The 15,643-nt window shown below is 70.7% G+C and carries 14 protein-coding genes; 9 read left to right on the top strand and 5 right to left on the bottom strand.

Going from position 1 to position 15,643, the window contains the following annotated elements; translation table 11 throughout:
- Window positions 1–55 precede the first annotated feature (55 nt).
- Both ACFWCK_RS01370 and ACFWCK_RS01365 read right to left on the bottom strand, forming a co-directional pair.
- Window positions 56–1,402, bottom strand: a complete 1,347-nt coding sequence (locus ACFWCK_RS01370) for an MFS transporter (RefSeq protein ID WP_378804193.1) — start codon at window positions 1,400–1,402, stop codon at window positions 56–58.
- 21 nt (window positions 1,403–1,423) lie between these two features.
- A complete protein-coding gene (locus ACFWCK_RS01365) occupies window positions 1,424–2,503 on the bottom strand; it encodes a C45 family autoproteolytic acyltransferase/hydolase (RefSeq protein ID WP_378804192.1) in 1,080 nt (359 codons plus the stop codon).
- A 214-nt stretch (window positions 2,504–2,717) separates the two neighbouring features.
- Here ACFWCK_RS01365 and ACFWCK_RS01360 point away from each other — a divergent pair, with 214 nt between their 5' ends.
- Window positions 2,718–3,746 (top strand): LacI family DNA-binding transcriptional regulator, encoded by a 1,029-nt coding sequence (locus tag ACFWCK_RS01360; protein ID WP_378804191.1) that lies wholly within the window; start codon window positions 2,718–2,720, stop codon window positions 3,744–3,746.
- Here the strand turns inward: ACFWCK_RS01360 and ACFWCK_RS01355 are convergent.
- Complete coding sequence (locus ACFWCK_RS01355) at window positions 3,733–4,383, bottom strand: HAD-IA family hydrolase (protein WP_378804190.1); 651 nt, start codon at window positions 4,381–4,383, stop codon at window positions 3,733–3,735. The genes ACFWCK_RS01360 and ACFWCK_RS01355 overlap by 14 nt on opposite strands.
- 158 nt (window positions 4,384–4,541) lie before the next feature.
- On the opposite strand from ACFWCK_RS01355, the gene ACFWCK_RS01350 reads away from it, so the two are divergent.
- Entirely contained in the window at window positions 4,542–5,618 is a 1,077-nt protein-coding gene (locus ACFWCK_RS01350; protein WP_378804189.1) for a DUF998 domain-containing protein, read from the top strand.
- A 14-nt stretch (window positions 5,619–5,632) separates the two neighbouring features.
- Here ACFWCK_RS01350 and ACFWCK_RS01345 read toward each other — a convergent pair whose 3' ends face one another.
- Window positions 5,633–5,929 carry a hypothetical protein gene (locus ACFWCK_RS01345; RefSeq protein ID WP_233312542.1) on the bottom strand — a complete coding sequence of 99 codons (297 nt, stop codon included), beginning with the start codon at window positions 5,927–5,929 and terminating at the stop codon, window positions 5,633–5,635.
- 227 nt (window positions 5,930–6,156) lie between these two features.
- On the opposite strand from ACFWCK_RS01345, the gene ACFWCK_RS01340 reads away from it, so the two are divergent.
- On the top strand, window positions 6,157–7,590 hold the full coding sequence (locus ACFWCK_RS01340; protein ID WP_378804188.1) for an aldehyde dehydrogenase family protein: 1,434 nt from the start codon (window positions 6,157–6,159) through the stop codon (window positions 7,588–7,590).
- 3 nt (window positions 7,591–7,593) lie between these two features.
- Entirely contained in the window at window positions 7,594–9,078 is a 1,485-nt protein-coding gene (locus ACFWCK_RS01335; protein ID WP_378804187.1) for a GMC family oxidoreductase, read from the top strand.
- A gap of 21 nt (window positions 9,079–9,099) precedes the next feature.
- Here ACFWCK_RS01335 and ACFWCK_RS01330 read toward each other — a convergent pair whose 3' ends face one another.
- Window positions 9,100–9,699, bottom strand: a complete 600-nt coding sequence (locus ACFWCK_RS01330; protein ID WP_378804186.1) for a TetR/AcrR family transcriptional regulator — start codon at window positions 9,697–9,699, stop codon at window positions 9,100–9,102.
- Between the two features lie 220 nt (window positions 9,700–9,919).
- Between ACFWCK_RS01330 and ACFWCK_RS01325 the strand changes: the two genes are divergently transcribed.
- The 5 genes from ACFWCK_RS01325 to ACFWCK_RS01305 are packed head-to-tail and all read left to right on the top strand — an operon-like array spanning window position 9,920 to window position 15,634.
- Window positions 9,920–10,924 (top strand): ABC transporter substrate-binding protein, encoded by a 1,005-nt coding sequence (locus ACFWCK_RS01325; protein WP_233312546.1) that lies wholly within the window; start codon window positions 9,920–9,922, stop codon window positions 10,922–10,924.
- A 5-nt stretch (window positions 10,925–10,929) separates the two neighbouring features.
- Window positions 10,930–11,712 (top strand): ABC transporter permease, encoded by a 783-nt coding sequence (locus tag ACFWCK_RS01320; RefSeq protein WP_378805033.1) that lies wholly within the window; start codon window positions 10,930–10,932, stop codon window positions 11,710–11,712.
- A complete protein-coding gene (locus ACFWCK_RS01315; protein ID WP_378804185.1) occupies window positions 11,709–12,545 on the top strand; it encodes an ABC transporter permease in 837 nt (278 codons plus the stop codon). Before ACFWCK_RS01320 ends, ACFWCK_RS01315 begins: the two co-directional genes overlap by 4 nt.
- Window positions 12,542–13,324 (top strand): ABC transporter ATP-binding protein, encoded by a 783-nt coding sequence (locus tag ACFWCK_RS01310; RefSeq protein WP_233312548.1) that lies wholly within the window; start codon window positions 12,542–12,544, stop codon window positions 13,322–13,324. Before ACFWCK_RS01315 ends, ACFWCK_RS01310 begins: the two co-directional genes overlap by 4 nt.
- Window positions 13,325–15,634 (top strand): arylsulfatase, encoded by a 2,310-nt coding sequence (locus ACFWCK_RS01305; protein WP_378804184.1) that lies wholly within the window; start codon window positions 13,325–13,327, stop codon window positions 15,632–15,634.
- Window positions 15,635–15,643: the final 9 nt, after the last annotated feature.

The following is a 15,643-nucleotide window of genomic DNA, read 5'->3' as shown; positions in this document are numbered from 1 at the left end:
CGCGGCCCCGGATCCCAGGGAGCAGGATCCGGGGCCGCGTGTGCGGGGCCAGCGTTCACGCCGTGGTGAGCACGACCTTCTCGGACGCCGCGGTGGTGCGGGCGACGGGCGCGCCCAGTTCGGCGGTGGGGGTGCGGTAGGTCTCGCGCAGACCCAGTGCGCAGAGCGCGACGATCACGCACGCGGCCGCCGAGTACAGTCCCACTCCGATCGGATTGCCGCCGAATGCGATGAACATGGCGGTGGCGACGGTCGCCGCGGTGCCGCCGCCGATCGCGGCGCCGGTCTGATAGGTCACGGAGATCGCCGAGTAGCGCGACTCCTTCGAGAACTGCTCGCCGAGGAAGGCGGGGATCGTGCTCTGCGGCATCGCCATGAAGACGTTCACGCCGATGTAGCCGAGCACCACGAGGAACATGACGTGCCCCTCCGCCATCGGGAAGAACGCGAAGAAGAACGCGCCGTAGACGAGCGCTCCCCAGCCGACGAGCTTCTTGCGGCCGATCCGGTCGGACAGCAGGCCCAGGAAGGGCACCGCGACCATGAACGCGGCGGATCCGACCAGCTGCAGCACGAGAGACTCGGTCGAGGTGTAGCCGATCTGCTCGGCGTAGGTGATGGTGAAGATGGATCCGATGTAAGCGATCGTGTTGTAGCCGAACGAGACGCCGATCGCGAGCAGGATCGCGCGCGGGTGCTGACGGATCGCGGCGAACAGCGGCACCTTCGGCGCCTTCCCTGCGGCGATCGTCTCCTGCGGCATGCGCAGGCGGGCGATGAGGCCGACGACCACGAGCGCGCCGCCGAGCCAGAACGGGATCCGCCAGCCCCAGGCCAGCAACTGCGCCTCCGGGAAGATCGAGATCGCGAGGAACACCAGCGTGCCCAGCAGCGAGCCGATGCCGATGCCGGTGCTGGTGAAGCTGCCCCACAGGCCGCGACGATTCTCGGGCGCGTTCTCGATGCCGAAGAGCGACGCGCCGCCCCACTCGCCACCGGCGGCGAACCCCTGGATGAGGCGCAGTGCGACCAGCAGGATCGGGGCGAGTGCACCCACAGCGCCGTAGGTCGGCAGGCAGCCGATGAGGAAGGTGCTCGAGCCCATCACGAGCAGCGTCAGCACCAGCATCGACTTGCGCCCGACGCGGTCGCCGAAGTGGCCGATCACGATGCCGCCGAGCGGCCGGGCGACGAAGCCCACGCCGAACGCCGCGAATGCGATCAGGGTGCCGGTGAGGTGGTCGACCGAGGGGAAGAAGAGCGCCGGGAAGACGAGCGCCGCCGCGAAGCCGTAGATGATGAAGTCGTAGAACTCCAGCGCCGTGCCGAAGCCGGAGATGAAGAAGGTGCGCACCGCCGTCGCGGCGTGCTGCGCGAGGGCTCGGGTGTCGAGAGAGGCCATGATCGTCCTTGAGGATGGGGTCTAGAAGCGGGTCATGCCGTGACGAGCGGCGTCGGCGGGGGTGCCGGGGTAGACGTCGAGATGGGTCGATGCGGCGTCGATGCCGATGGTGAGGAGCGTCTCCCACTGCTCATGGGAGGGCTTGTCGAGCTCGGGACGCATGCACACGGCGGCGCCCTCGCCGTCGTCGCCGCACATCGCGGCGGCGCGTCCGAGCGGGTCGAGGCCGGTCATGCCGGCCTTCATCGCGGCCAGGTGCGAGTAGCGCTCGGCCGTGGTCGAGTCGGCCGGCATCGTGTCGCCCGACGAGAGTCCGTGATCGAGGAAGTGGTTGGTGTGCAGCAGCCAGCCGTCGTCCCCCGGGCGCACGACGGCGACGCCGGCGGGGGAGACCTCGACCGAAGCGGCCTGCGGCGCGCGGTCCGCCGTGCCGCGCTCGGTCACGGTGAACACGGTGGAGGCGCTCACCGTCGCCGAGGCGGCCAGGGCGATCGCGTCGGCCACGGTGTCTGCCTCGTCGATGATGCGGCGTGCGATCGCGTGCACCGGCACGCCGCCGGTCGCGGCGTCCTCGCGATGGCTGAGGATGTTGAAGTGCAGGCCGAGGCCTGCGCTGTTCACGCCGATCTTCGCCGCGGTGCCGAACTCGGTGAACAGCTTGGCGCGCCGGCCTGCGGCGGGGGCGTAGTCGAGCAGCAGCCCGAAGGGCACGAGTGTCGCGTGCCAGTCCCAGGTCTGGATGGTCTCGGCGCTGCCCGTCGAGGGCACGTGCACCGCGGTGGAGCACTCGCCCTCGCGCTGCGGCTCGGCGGCCGCGAGGATCTCGGTGCGCGCGCCGATGGCGGCGACGAGGAGACGGTCCACGCCGGCCGCATCCGCCATCGCATCCGATTCCTCGGCGAGGGGGGCGTGCCACTGCCGCAGCAGATCGTGGCTGCGTCGCGCGATCTCGTCGGCGAGGTCGAGGTCGATCCCGAGGTCGGCGAAGTGTGCGCGGTACAGCGCGGCACTGCGGCGCACCGCCTCGGGATGGGCGCGCCCGATCGACCGGCCCCGCTCGCGCGGGTCGGTGCTGCTGCTGGTGAGCGTGAGAAGCCGCATCGGTCTCCAATGTCCATGCTGTGCGGTGCGACGGGCCGTCCTTGGCCTCGTACGGGTGCTGTGGAAAGCACGTTAGGAACGTAAAACGTTTTATGCAAGACGGTGATGCGGAATCCTCGCCGCAGCCACTCCGACGGATCAGGCGACGGATACCGCGCAGGCGCGATCCGAGGCGGAATCGGCGGGACGGATCCGGTTCGCGTAGCATCCGAGCATGGTCCAGGGGCACGGCATCACGATCCGCGACGTGGCCCGTCGCGCCGGGGTCTCGATCACCGCCGTGTCGCACGCGCTGAACGGCAAGGGCACGCTGTCGGAGGCCACGCGCGAACGGGTCGTGCGCGTGGCCGAGGAGATGGGCTACCAGGCGGACGCCATGGCGCGCGGGCTGCGCAGCTCGTCGATCGGGGCGATCGGACTCGTGTTCCGCTCGCTCGATGCGCTCGCGGACTACCGCCCGAGCGGCGTCGACGTGTTCATGCGCTTCGCCGGGGAGCTGTCCGCGCAGGCGCTCGCACGGGGGCTCAGCGTCGTGCTCGTGCCCGACCTCACGCGGACTCCGATCCCGCCGCTGGCGTTCTCGCTCGACGGGTACATCGTCTCCAATCCGCATCGTGACGACGCCGTGGTGGCGCTGCTCGAGCGCCGCGGCATCCCCTGCGTCGCACAGGGCAGCGTGCCAGGCCGCCCCGACTTCGTCGACTGGATCTCGGAGGATGACGCCGCGGCGATGCGGCGGCTGCTCGACCACCTCGGGAAGGCGGGAGCGCGCTCGATCGTGCTCGCGCACGGAACGGATCCGAACTCGTGGAATCTGGACAGCATCGAGGCCTACACGACGTGGTGCGCGGAGCACGGCGTGACGCCCAGACTGCTCGCGCAGCCCGAACGCACGGGGCTGGACGGCGGCGCCGAGATCGCGGCGCGCGTGCTGGCCGAAGGCCTGCCCGACGCGCTCGTCTGCATGACGGGCAGGCACGCGGCCGGCGCGGAGCAGGCGCTGCTCGACGCGGGCATCGCGGTGCCGGGGCAGGTCATGATCGCGACCGGATCCGACTCGGCGCACGCGCGCGCGGCGCGTCCGGCGATCACGGCGATCGGGATGACGCCGCGGGAGACCGGCATCGCCCTCCTGGACGCGCTGGAGGAGCTCATCGCGGGGCGCACGCCGGACACGCCGCGGCGCACCGCGAGCGTACTTCGCACGCGCGGTTCGACCGCGCGCGGCGTCAGTCGAGCGTGAGCACGAACCCGTCGCCGTCCACCGTCACCGTGACGTGCGTCAGGTCGGCGACGACCGCGTCCGGGGAGTGCGCCGCGGACCCGGTGCCGACGCCGATCACGCGCATCCCCGCCGCCCGGGCGGCCTGTATTCCGGCTCCGGAATCCTCGAAGACGATGCAGTCCGCCGGATCCACGCCGAGCCGGGTCGCGCCGATCAGGAAACCCTCCGGATCCGGCTTGGAAGCGCTCACGTGCTCGGCGGTCACCGGGCCCGTCGGCACATCGAGCTCGGCGGCACCCATGCGTACGCGCATGAGCCGGTCGTCGGCCGAGGTGACGATCGCATGCGGGAAGGGCGCGAGGGCCTTCAGGAACGCGGCGGCGCCCGGGATCTCGATGACGCCGTCCACGTCTCCGCTCTCGGCGGCGAGCATCACGCGGTTCTCGGCGAGGTTCTCCTCGTGCGGACGGTCCGGCAGCATGATCGCCATGCTCTGATGCCCCTGGCGTCCGTGCACCACGCTGAGCACGAAGTCCGGGTCGAGGTCGTGCGGCTCAGCCCAGGCCAGCCACAGCCGCTCCACGACCGCGGTCGAGTCGACGAGCGTGCCGTCCATGTCGAGCAGGGCGGCGCGGGCGCGGAAAGTCTGGGTCATGCTTCCAGGGTAGTGGCGGCTCCGCCGCACGCTCCGCGAGCAGCGAGAGCGCCGGCCATAGGCTGGACCTGACGAGGGAGGGCAGCCGGATGCGAGCCGAGTGGGAGCGACTGATTCAGCGACTGCGGGTCGCGCGCGCCTCGGCGACGCTGCGCCAGATGCGCGAGACCGACGCGCTGCTCACCGGGGCGGTCGCGCTGGTGGTCGGCTTCCTCGTGGCCTTCGTGATCTTCTGGCATCGCACCCTCTCGATCACCGGCCCGTGGTCCGTCGGCGCGGTCGCCGCCATCGGCGGCGCCGCCGTGGCCGTGCTGGGCTTCTCCGCCGGGCGTATCGGACTGCGCATGGAAGGGGCCGAGGCGCCCGAGAAGCAGGATCCGAACGCCGCGAACGACGGCTTCACGACCCCCGGGCAGAAGCTGCGCTGGTACGAGTTGACCGCGATCGCGCTCGCCCACGGCGCGGTCGCGCTGCTCGCGCTGTTCGGACTCGCGGCTCTGCTCGAGGCGGGCTTCCGCGACGCCCCGGTCTTCCCGTTCCCGGGCGCCGTGCTCGTCGCCGTCGCGCTCGCCCTCACCGCCTACGTCTGCTACCTCAGTGCGATCGCGCTGAGCCCCACCTCGATCTCGCTGATCCTCGCGATCTTCCTCGTGATCGGCGCCCTCACCGCGATGCTCGAGGCGACGGATCCGCACTGGTGGCGCGACAACCTCTCCGCGCTGGGGATGTCGAGCAACGCGTCGTCGCCCGCCTTCAACGGCACCCTCATCGTCGCGGGCGTGATGGTCACCACGATCGCCCGCTACGCCACGGCTGCGCTCCCCGTGCCGGAGCCGAGGGACGAGCGGGGGCGCACGATCGTGCGCGTGGCGCTCATCCTGATCGGGATCCTGCTCGCCTGCGTCGGGATCTTCCCCGTCGATCGCTTCTTCCTGCTGCACAACACCGTGGCGACCGGCATGGCGGTGTGCTTCGCCGCGGTCGTGATCGGGCTGCCGTGGTTCCTGCGCCGGATCTCGCGCGTGTTCGTCGCGCTCGGCTGGGTGTACGTGCTGGTGATCGCGCTGCTCGGCGTGTTCTTCGCGACCGGCTACTACAACCTCACCGCGGTCGAGCTCATCGCCGCGGTGCTGATCTTCAGCTGGATCATCGTGTTCCTGCGCACCGCCGGCGCCGACCACGGGCCGTGGGACGCCGAGCGCGTCGTGCGTGCGGAGGCGTCCGCGCGGAACTGAGCGGCGGGCGCCGGTCAGCCGCCGGAGCGCTGCTCGTCCAGCACGGCGGCGAGCCGCTCGATCTCGCTCCTACCCGCCTCGTCGACCGTCAGCGACATGATCGACGACATGGCCAGCAGCACCTCGAACTCGCGCGGATCGCGCGGCTTGCCGAACAGCGAGGTGCGCTCCTTGATGCGGATCTCGCGGTAGGTGGACGCCGGGTTGCGGGCGGTCTCGAGCTTGCCCTGGTGCTTGAACTTCGTCACGGTCGCGCCGTCGTACACGATCGATTCGCCATCGGCGCCGGAGACCTCGATGCTGCTCGTCATGCGCAGATTCTAGGGGTCAGGATCCTCCGGCCGGAACGACGAGAGCCGGTCCATGTCGATGTCCGTCCCGCGGGCCGGGACCGCAACCGCGGAGGCCGTTCTCGCAAGGCGGATCCGGATCCCTTCGCGCAATGACATGTCCGGCGCGCTCGGCGACAACCCTCCTCGCCGGCACCCGACGACAATGGGAGCATCGACCGTCGTCCGCACACTCGAAGGAGAGACCGATGACCGACACGTCCGCTGTGTCCGCGCTGCTCGACCGCATCCAGGCGCCCGAGGGCTCCGGCCGCGACATCCCCGATGCCGCCACGCGCGAGATCATCGGCCGCGCACCCGTGCAGACCGTCGCCGATCTCGACGACGCGATCGCCCGCGCCAAGGCCGCGCAGCCCGCGTGGGAGGCGCTCGGTCACGCGAAGCGGAGCGAGCTGCTGCTCGCGGCGGCCGATGCGATCGACGCGAACGCGGAGGCGCTCGCCCAGCTGCTCTCCCGTGAGCAGGGCAAGCCGCTGAACGGCCCGAACGCGCGGTTCGAGCTGGGCGCGTGCTCGGCGTGGCTGCGCACGAACGCGACCACCGTGCTCGAGCCCGAGGTGCTCGTGGACGACGAGAGCCTGCATGCCGAGCTCGTCTACAAGCCCGCCGGCGTGGTCGGCGCCATCGGCCCGTGGAACTGGCCGCTCATGATCACCATCTGGCAGATCGGACCGTCCCTGCGGATGGGCAACACGGTGGTCGCCAAGCCGAGCGAGTACACCCCCCTGAGCGTGCTGGCGATGCTGGCGGTCATGAACGAGGTGCTGCCGGCCGACGTGCTCATCGGGATCTCCGGCGACCGCGAGGTCGGCGCGCGGATCGCGTCGCATCCCGACATCGACAAGATCATGTTCACCGGTTCCACGGCCACCGGCCGCAAGATCATCGAGAGCTCGGCAGGCAACCTCGCCCGGCTCACGCTCGAGCTCGGCGGCAACGACGCCGGCATCGTGCTGCCCGGGACGGATCCGTCTGCGATCGCCGAAGACCTGTTCTGGGGTGCGTTCATCAACACCGGGCAGACCTGTGCGGCCATGAAGCGGCTCTACGTGCACGACTCGCTGTACGACCAGGTGGTCGACGCGCTCGCCGGCATCGCCGCGAACGTGCCGATCGGCAACGGCCTGGACGAGAACAACGTGCTGGGCCCGCTGCAGAACAAGCAGCAGTTCGACATCGTGTCGCGCCTCGTCGAGGACGCGAAGGCGCGCGGCGCCCGCATCGTGACGGGCGGCGAGGCGGCCCCCGAGCTCGGCGAGCTGTTCTACCGGCCGACAATCGTGGCGGACATCGACAACGACGCCGCGCTCGTGCAGGAGGAGCAGTTCGGGCCGGCGCTGCCGATCATCCGCTACTCCGACGTCGACGAGGCGTTCGCGCTCGCCAACGCGGTCGATGTGGGCCTCGGCGCCTCGGTGTGGTCGAGCGACCCTGAGGCGGCCCGCGAAGCCGCGACCCGGATGCAGTCCGGCACGGTGTGGATCAACTCGCACGGCGGGCTGCACCCGATGGTGCCGTTCGGCGGGGTGAAGAGCTCGGGCTACGGCCTCGAGTTCGGCGTGGCGGGCCTCAAGTCCGTCGCCGTGCCGCAGGTCGTCTCCGGCCCCGGCCGGAAGGCCTAGACCATGGCCCGCTCCGCGATCGTCGTCGGAGCCGGCACCTCGGGGAGCATCGTCACCCGGCGTCTCGTGGACGCGGGGTACGACGTGACGCTCATCGAGGCCGGCGGGTACGACACCAACCCCGCAATCCACGACCCGTCCCGTGCGGGCGAACTCTGGCACGCCGCCGAGGACTGGGACTACTTCACGGTGCCGCAGGACCATGCGGCCGGGCGCCGGCTGCACCTGCCGCGCGGGAAGGTGACCGGCGGATCCCATGCGCTGAACGCGATGATCTGGGTGCGCTGCGCGGCGAGCGACTTCGACGGCTGGGAGCGCTCCGGCGCCACCGGCTGGGGGTGGTCCGACGTGCTGCCCGTGTACGAGGCGATCGAGAACGACCTGCTGCCGGTGACGGACGACTACCCGCTCGTGCCGATCCAGCAGTCGATCATCGACGCCGCCGTCGAGGAGGGGCTGGAGCACAACCCCGACTACAACGGCGGCACGCTCGACGGCGTCTCGCAGGAGCAGGTCACGATGCGCGACGGCCAGCGCGTCAACACGTGGATGGCGTATGTGCGTCCCGTCGAGGACGCCCCGAACCTGCGCATCGTCACCGACGCGGAGGTCGCGACCGTAATCGTCGAGGACGGCGTTGCCGCGGGCGTGCGGCTGAGCGACGGATCCGAGCTTCGTGCGGATGAGGTGATCCTCGCCGCCGGCGCACTGGGCAGCCCCGCGATCCTGCTGCGCAGCGGCATCGGCCCGCGCGCGGACCTCGAGGCCCTCGGCATCGAGGTGCTCCGCGACGTCCCGGCGGTCGGCGCGAACCTGCACGACCACCTGCTGTCCCCGGTGATCTTCACGACCGCGCAGCCCGTGGGCGCGCCGCAGCCGGGTGTCTCGGTGACGCAGACGCACCTGTTCTGGCGGTCGCGCGACGACCTCGCCGAGCCCGACACCCAGCCGATCCACTTCTCGGTGCCGATGTGGGGTGAGCTCGAGCCGCGGCCCGGCGCGCACGGGCCGGGCGACGGCTTCACGCTCATGGCGGGGCTGGTGACGCCGCACAGCCGCGGCGCGCTGCGCCTGTCGGGCCCCGGCGTCGAGGACCCGCTCCTCATCGACCTCGCGGCTCTGGAAGACGACCGCGACGTGGCCGCGCTCGCCGCGTCCGTGCGCCAGGCGCGCCGGATCGGCGCCCGGCCCGCCCTCGCGGGGGAGTGGGGCGCGATCGAGGCCTACCCCGGAGCGGAGGTGCCGGACGCCGACGTCGAGGACTGGGTGCGCCGCACCGCGATCACCTACCACCACCAGGTCGGGACGTGCCGGATGGGATCGGATCCGGATGCTGTCGTGGATCCGCGCCTGTGCGTGAACGGCGTCGCGGGGCTCCGCGTGATCGATGCCTCGGTCATGCCGACGATCACCACGGGCAACACGAACGCCCCGGCCGCCGTGATCGGCGAGCGCGGCGTGCGGTTCCTGCTCGAAGACGCGGACTAGGAGCGTGTGCGGCCGGGCTCGTCAGCGGGCCTGGCCGCGCAGCTCCGCGAGCAGGGCCTGCAGCCCCGCCTCGATGCGCTCGTCTCCGGCGACCTCGGGCAGCAGCACCGACACCATCTGCCAGCCGGCGTTGCGCGAGGCGACCTCGCCGACCGCCGTGTCGATGTCGACGTGGTCGGCGAGCTCGCCGTCCTCGCGCGCCTCGACGAGGAAGCGGCGGAACTGGTCCCGCCAGCGCTGGTTGTTCTCGCGGTGGATCTGGGTGACCCTCGTGTCCTGCGAGGCGTGGTCCCAGAAGGCGATGACGACGCGGGCGTACTTGGGACCGAGGTCTCCGAAGGGGAGGATCTCGCGGCACATCTGCTCGAGGGCGTCGAGGCCGCGCTTGCCCGCGACCTCGGTGAGGATCCGGCCGTTGGCCTGCACATGGAGGCGGACGAAGGACGCCGTGAGCAGACTCTCCTTGGTGGGGAAGTAGCGGGCGATCGCGCCGTGGGTGTAGCCGGCCTCGGCAGCGATCTGGCGCATCGTGAGCCGTTCGAAGCCCTCCCTGGCGATCACCTTGGTGGCCGCATCCGCGATGTGGTCCCGCCGTTCGTCGTGGTCAACGATCTTGGGCACGTCAGTCCTCCTCCGATGCTGATGATCCTAGGGGGAGCGGAGACGGAGAGCCGCCCCATCTTTCGCGGCCACTTGGACACGTAAGATTCCGAAACATCTTGACAACACTATCTCCTTGCTGGATATTTAAGTGACCAAGTGGTGATTAAAGACGATGAAGTCGCACCGCAGCGACGCCTCCGCTCCGAGATCCCATCCCTCGTTCTGACAGGAAGCACACATGCACATCACGCGCGCACTCCGTGTCGCCGCCGCGGTCGTCGCCGTCGGCGCGGCCGCCGCCCTCGCCGGCTGCTCGTCCTCTTCCGGAAGCACCGAACCGGGGAAGAAGGGCGATCTCACCACGGTCAAGGTCGCCACGATCGGCCTCACCTCCGATGGCAGCCTGCTGACCGGGATGGCGAAGGGGTTCTTCGCCGACGAGGGCCTCAAGGTCGAGACCTCGATCGTCGCGAACCCGCCCGCCGGTCTCGCCGCTGCGCAGAGCGGTCAGGTCGACATCGCCTACTCGCCCAGCATCCCGCTGCTCAATGCACTCAGCCAGGGCGTGAAGATGAAGGTCGTCGCACCCGCCGACGGCTACCCGGACGCGGCGACCAGCGCCTCGGACCCCGCGGCGTTCGACGACACCGGCCTGTTCGCGAGCGCGACCAGCGGCATCACGTCCGTGAAGGAGCTGGCCGGCAAGACGATCGCGATCCCGGCCCGCAAGGCTCAGCTCGAGGTGGTCATCGCCGAGCAGCTCAAGAAGAACGGCATCGACCCCGCGACGGGTGTGAAGTGGGTCGTGCTCGACTTCACCTCGGCCGTCGCCGCGCTGAAGAGCGGCAACGTCGACGCGGCGGGACTGGTCAGCCCCTTCACCGCGCAGGCGCTCTCCGCGGGGAACCCCCAGCTCGCCGCGCCGTCGATCGGCTTCTTCGAGACCGGTGCGACGGGCCTGTGGACGACAGGCGATGCGACCGCGACCTCGAAGAAGGACGTCGTCAGCGCGTTCCAGCGCGCGATCGCGAAGTCCAACGAGTACGCCACCGCGCATCCCGAGGAGGCGATCAAGGCCGGCCTCGCCTACACGAAGTCGACGCTCTCGGTCGATCAGGTCAAGGTCCCGGTCTGGCCGGCGACCGTCACGGACGAGGACCTGCAGCGTCCCGACGACAAGATGGTGGGTCTCGGGTTCCTGAAGAAGCCGGTCGACCTCACGGGCGTCATCCTCACGAAGTGACGGCCATGACCCGCTCCCGCATCCTCCCCGCGCTGCTCGGCGCCGCCGGTGCGCTGACCGCACTCGTGGTGTGGCAGCTCGCGGCGACGGTCGGCCCGCTCGCCGGCGCGCCGCTGCCCTCCGCCCTCGAGGCGCTGGGCGCGGCGGGCCGGCTCCTGGGCACGCCGCAGCTCTGGCAGGCGACGGCGGACACCCTGGTCATGGCCCTCAGCGGCCTCATCGCCGCCGCCCTCGTCGGCGTGCTGCTGGGCATCGCGATCGGATCCTCTCCGCTCGCGATGCACGCGACCAGGGTGCCGCTGGAGTTCCTCAAGCCGATCCCGCCCATCGTGATCCTCCCGGTCGTGGTGCTCGTGCTCGGCCCCACCTCGGGTATGGGGACCTTCCTCGTCTTCTTCGGCTCGTTCATCGCGATCGCGGTGCAGTCCTCCGCCGGGGTCTTCGACACCGATCCCGTGGCCCGCGCGACGGGCGCCTCCTACGGGATGAGTCGCGCGGAGATCCTCACCCGGATCGTGATCCCGAGCGCGCTGCCCTACATCGGCACCGCGCTGCGCGTCGCGGCCCCCACCTCGCTCGTCATCGCCGTCGTCGCCGGCCTCCTCGGGGGAGGCCCGGGACTCGGCCAGAGCCTGCTCATGTCGCAGATCTCCGGCAACCAGCCCGAACTGTTCGGCTACGTGCTGATCCTCGGCGTGCTCGGCCTGCTCATCCAGGGGCTCAGCCAGTGGGGCGAGCGGCGTCTGCTGCACTGGCACCCGCAGTACCGGAAGGCGGAACACGCATGACCCTCACCACCTCCGTGCAGACCGGTGCGCGGCTCCGCCGCGGCCGCCGGCTGAGTTCCTCTCCGCGCTGGCTGCTGATCCTCGTCGAGATCGCGGTCCCGGTCGTCCTCATCGCGCTGTGGTGGATCGCCTCGGCCGGATCCACGAACACGTTCTTCCCGCCGCTGTCCGCGATCCTCGCGCGCCTGGGCGAGCTGATCGGAACGCCCGCGTTCCTCGGCGACATCGGCATCTCCGTGCTGAATCTGGCCGTGTCCTTCCTCGTCGCCACGGTCATCGGCGTGCTGCTGGGGTGCGCGCTCGGACTCATCGCCCCGCTCAGCTGGTTCGTCGAGCCGACGATCCACTTCTTCCGGGCGATCCCGCCGGTCGCGCTCGTGCCGATCTTCGTGTCGCTCATCGGCTTCGGCAACGGCACGCGCATCCTCTCGATCTCGCTCGCCGCGCTCTTCCCGATCCTCATCTCGACGATCGACGGCGTGCGCGCGGGGGAGCCCACCCTGTTGATGGTGGGACGGGTCTACCGGCTCACCCGCGCGGAGCGGCTGTTCCAGGTGACGCTGCCGGCCGCGAGCCCTCGGATCCTGTCCGGCATGCAGGTGAGCCTCATCACCGCGTTCGTCGTGATGATCGCGAGCGAGATGCTCGGATCCTCGGCGGGCCTCGGGGCCGCGACGCTGCTCGCGCAGCAGTCCTTCGCGATCGCCGACATGTGGGCCGGCATCATCGTCCTCGGCGTGCTCGGCTACCTGTCCACCGCCCTGTTCGTCCTGTTCCGCCGCGCGGTCCTGCGCTGGTACATCGCCTCACAACAACTGGAGAAGAGCGAATGAGCATCACCACCAGCCCCCGGCTCAGCGTCCAGGGCCTCGCCAAGACCTATCGCACCAAGGGCGGCGACGTCCCGGTCATCGCGGATCTCACGTTCGACGTGCAGGCGGGCGAGGTGGCCTGCATCGTCGGGCCGTCCGGCATCGGCAAGACCACGCTGCTGAAGTGCCTCACCGGCCTGCAGCCGATCACGTCCGGATCCGCCCGCATCGACGGCGTCGAGATCGACGGGCCTCCCGAGGAGATGGCGCTCGTCTTCCAGGAGTACACGCGCTCGCTCATGCCGTGGCTCACGGTCGAGAAGAACGTGCGGCTGCCGCTCCGGCACCTCCGGCTGAGCACCGCGGAGCGGGAGGAGCGCATCGCGTCGGCGCTCGCCGCGGTCGGGCTCGCCGGTGCGGGCGCGAAGTATCCGTGGCAGCTCTCCGGCGGCATGCAACAGCGCGTCGCGATCGCCCGCGCGATCGCCTACCGTCCCGAGGTGCTCGTGATGGACGAGCCGTTCGCGTCCGTCGACGCGCAGACCCGGTTCGAGCTCGAGGATCTGTGCCTGCGGATCCGCGAGCAGTTCGGCATGACGATCTTGGTCGTGACGCACGACATCGACGAGGCCGTGTACCTCTCGGATCGCGTCATCGTGCTCGGCGAGCGGCCCGCGCGCGTGACCGAGACCATCGAGATCGACTTCGGCGGCCCCCGCGACCAGCTGGAGACGCGGGCCACGGCAGAGTTCGCCGAGCTCCGCACCCGCATCTTCGGTCTCATCCGGAAGGCGGGCTGAATGGACCCCGCGGCACGCGGCTACGAGGGCTTCGCCGGGCGCGTCGGAGAGTTCACGTCCGAGTCTGATCCCGCGTGGCGCCCCCGGCCGATCGCCGCGGAAGGGGCGCCCAACATCGTCGTCATGCTCGTCGACGACCTCGGGTTCAGCGACCTCGGCCCGTTCGGCGGCGAGATCCGGACGCCGTTCATCGACGGCCTCGCGGCCGACGGCTGGCTGTTCACGAACTACCGCACGGCGCCGATGTGCTCGCCGGCACGTGCCGCGCTGCTCACCGGGCTGAACCCGCACCGGGCGGGGTTCGGGTTCGTGGCGCACATCGATCCGGGCTACCCCGGTTTCGCCTGCGAGCTGCCCGCCGCCGCCCCCACGCTCGCGGAATCGCTGCGGGCCGGCGGGTACGCGACGTTCATGGTCGGCAAGTGGCACCTCACCCTCGAGTCGCGGCTGCATGACGGGGCGGATCGGTCGTCGTGGCCGCTGCAGCGCGGTTTCGACCGCTACTTCGGTTCGATGGACGGGTTCACGTCCCTGCACCATCCGCACCGTCTCGTGCAGGACAACTCCGTCGTGGACGTCGCAGAGTTCCCTGACGGGTTTTTCCTCACCGACGAACTGACGGATCGTGCGATCGGCATGGTCGACGAGCTCCGCGCGAACGATCGTAGTAAGCCCTTCTTCCTCTACTACGCGCACACCTCGGTGCATGGACCGATCCAGGCCAAGGAGGAGGACATCGAGCGCTATCGCGGCCGGTACGAGCGCGGCTGGAACGCCGTGCGCGAGGAGCGGTTCGCGCGCCAGCGCGCCCGCGGCATCGTGCCCGCGCACGCTGAGCTGCCGGGGGATCCGCTCGCGGACGGAGACCAGATCCCGCACTGGGACGACCTCGGTCCCGAGGAGCGGGCGCTGTTCGCCCGCCACATGGAGGTCTACGCCGCCGCTGTCGACGAGATCGATCAGAGCGTCGGCCGCCTGCTCGCCCGGCTCGATGAACTCGGCGAGCGCGAGAACACGATCATCGTGATCGCGAGTGACAACGGCGGCACCGCCGAGGGAGGTCCGACCGGAACGCGCAGCTACTTCGCGCAGTTCGGCCTGCATGGCGCGGTGCCCGACGGGTGGGTGAACGACGTTCCCCGCGATCTCTCGGAGATCGGCGGACCGCGGTTGTACGGCCAGTACCCGACCGGCTGGGCGCGAGTGTCGAACACGCCGTTCCGGTCATTCAAGTCGAGCACCTACGAAGGCGGGGTGCATGCGCCGCTCGTGATCTCCTGGCCCGCCGGTGCGGCGTCGCCGGGACTCAGGGACCAGTTCGTCTTCGTGTCCGATCTCGCCCCGACCCTGCTCGAACTGGCCGGCGTCGCGCGTCCGGATCAGTGGAACGGGACGTCCGCGCTCGAGGTCGACGGCGACAGCATCGCCGGGATACTCGCGGATCCGGCGGCTCCAGGACGCGAGCAGCAGTACTTCGAGTGCGTCGGCCGGCGCGCGTTCGTCGACGGCGAGTGGAAGGCGGTCTCGCCGATCCCGCCGACGCGCGCGCAGGGCGCCACCGGGGGCACGTGGGAGCTCTACCACCTGCCGAGCGATCCGACCGAGACGCGGGATCGTGCCGAGCATGAGCCCGAGCGGGTACAGGAGCTCGCGGAGCGCTGGCGCGAGGAGGCCTGGCGCAACACCGTGTTCCCGCTGGACGACGACGGCACGCTGCACTCGGTGCGACCCGGAACCGAGGCCCCGCTCTCGGAGCCTGTCGAGCTCGTGCCGTTCCGACCGCCGCTCGAGCGGTTCCGCTCGGCGCGCCTCACGGTGCTGCGCTCCTTCGAGGTGCACGCCGAGCTCGAACTGGAGCACGGCGCGGAGGGCGTGGTCCTCGCGCACGGCGATCAGGGCGGGGGGTACCTGCTGGCATTGGACGGCGCCGAGCTGCTGCTCTCCTACAACGCGTACGGCGCGATGCGCCGCGTGCGCGCGAGCGCCCCGGAACCCGGCCACCATCGCATCGACCTGCGGGTGCGGGCCGACCTCGGGCTGCGCTCGAGTCTCGCCGTCGATGTCGACGGCACCGAGCGGCTCCGCCTCGACGACATGCCGATGCTCGTCGGCATGGCGCCCTTCACCGGTATCAGCGTCGGCTACGACTACGGCGGCCCCGTGGACTGGGATCTCCACGAACGGCACCGCTCCTACCCGTTCCGCGGCGGCCGGATCCGGTCCCTGCGGTACGTGCCGGGCGAGGCCTCGCCCGAAGACGCGACCGTGCTGCGCGCGATCGAGCAGGAGATGCGCGACCTCGTCGACTGAAGGGCGCTC

Source organism: Microbacterium sp. NPDC060117 (assembly GCF_042729315.1).
In the GTDB taxonomy this organism is placed as follows: domain Bacteria; phylum Actinomycetota; class Actinomycetes; order Actinomycetales; family Microbacteriaceae; genus Microbacterium.
This window is presented reverse-complemented; position numbering and strand designations above follow the sequence as displayed.

Bases quoted from the DNA above. Each gene is read 5' to 3' on its own strand.
- ACFWCK_RS01360 (WP_378804191.1), top strand. From the start codon at position 2,718: ATGGTCCAGGGGCACGGCATCACGATCCGCGACGTGGCCCGTCGCGCC.
- ACFWCK_RS01320 (WP_378805033.1), top strand. From the start codon at position 10,930: ATGACCCGCTCCCGCATCCTCCCCGCGCTGCTCGGCGCCGCCGGTGCG.
- ACFWCK_RS01310 (WP_233312548.1), top strand. From the start codon at position 12,542: ATGAGCATCACCACCAGCCCCCGGCTCAGCGTCCAGGGCCTCGCCAAG.
- ACFWCK_RS01315 (WP_378804185.1), top strand. From the start codon at position 11,709: ATGACCCTCACCACCTCCGTGCAGACCGGTGCGCGGCTCCGCCGCGGC.
- ACFWCK_RS01340 (WP_378804188.1), top strand. From the start codon at position 6,157: ATGACCGACACGTCCGCTGTGTCCGCGCTGCTCGACCGCATCCAGGCG.
- ACFWCK_RS01350 (WP_378804189.1), top strand. From the start codon at position 4,542: ATGCGCGAGACCGACGCGCTGCTCACCGGGGCGGTCGCGCTGGTGGTC.
- ACFWCK_RS01365 (WP_378804192.1), bottom strand. From the start codon at position 2,503: ATGCGGCTTCTCACGCTCACCAGCAGCAGCACCGACCCGCGCGAGCGG.
- ACFWCK_RS01345 (WP_233312542.1), bottom strand. From the start codon at position 5,929: ATGACGAGCAGCATCGAGGTCTCCGGCGCCGATGGCGAATCGATCGTG.
- ACFWCK_RS01305 (WP_378804184.1), top strand. From the start codon at position 13,325: ATGGACCCCGCGGCACGCGGCTACGAGGGCTTCGCCGGGCGCGTCGGA.
- ACFWCK_RS01335 (WP_378804187.1), top strand. From the start codon at position 7,594: ATGGCCCGCTCCGCGATCGTCGTCGGAGCCGGCACCTCGGGGAGCATC.
- ACFWCK_RS01325 (WP_233312546.1), top strand. From the start codon at position 9,920: ATGCACATCACGCGCGCACTCCGTGTCGCCGCCGCGGTCGTCGCCGTC.
- ACFWCK_RS01355 (WP_378804190.1), bottom strand. From the start codon at position 4,383: ATGACCCAGACTTTCCGCGCCCGCGCCGCCCTGCTCGACATGGACGGC.
- ACFWCK_RS01370 (WP_378804193.1), bottom strand. From the start codon at position 1,402: ATGGCCTCTCTCGACACCCGAGCCCTCGCGCAGCACGCCGCGACGGCG.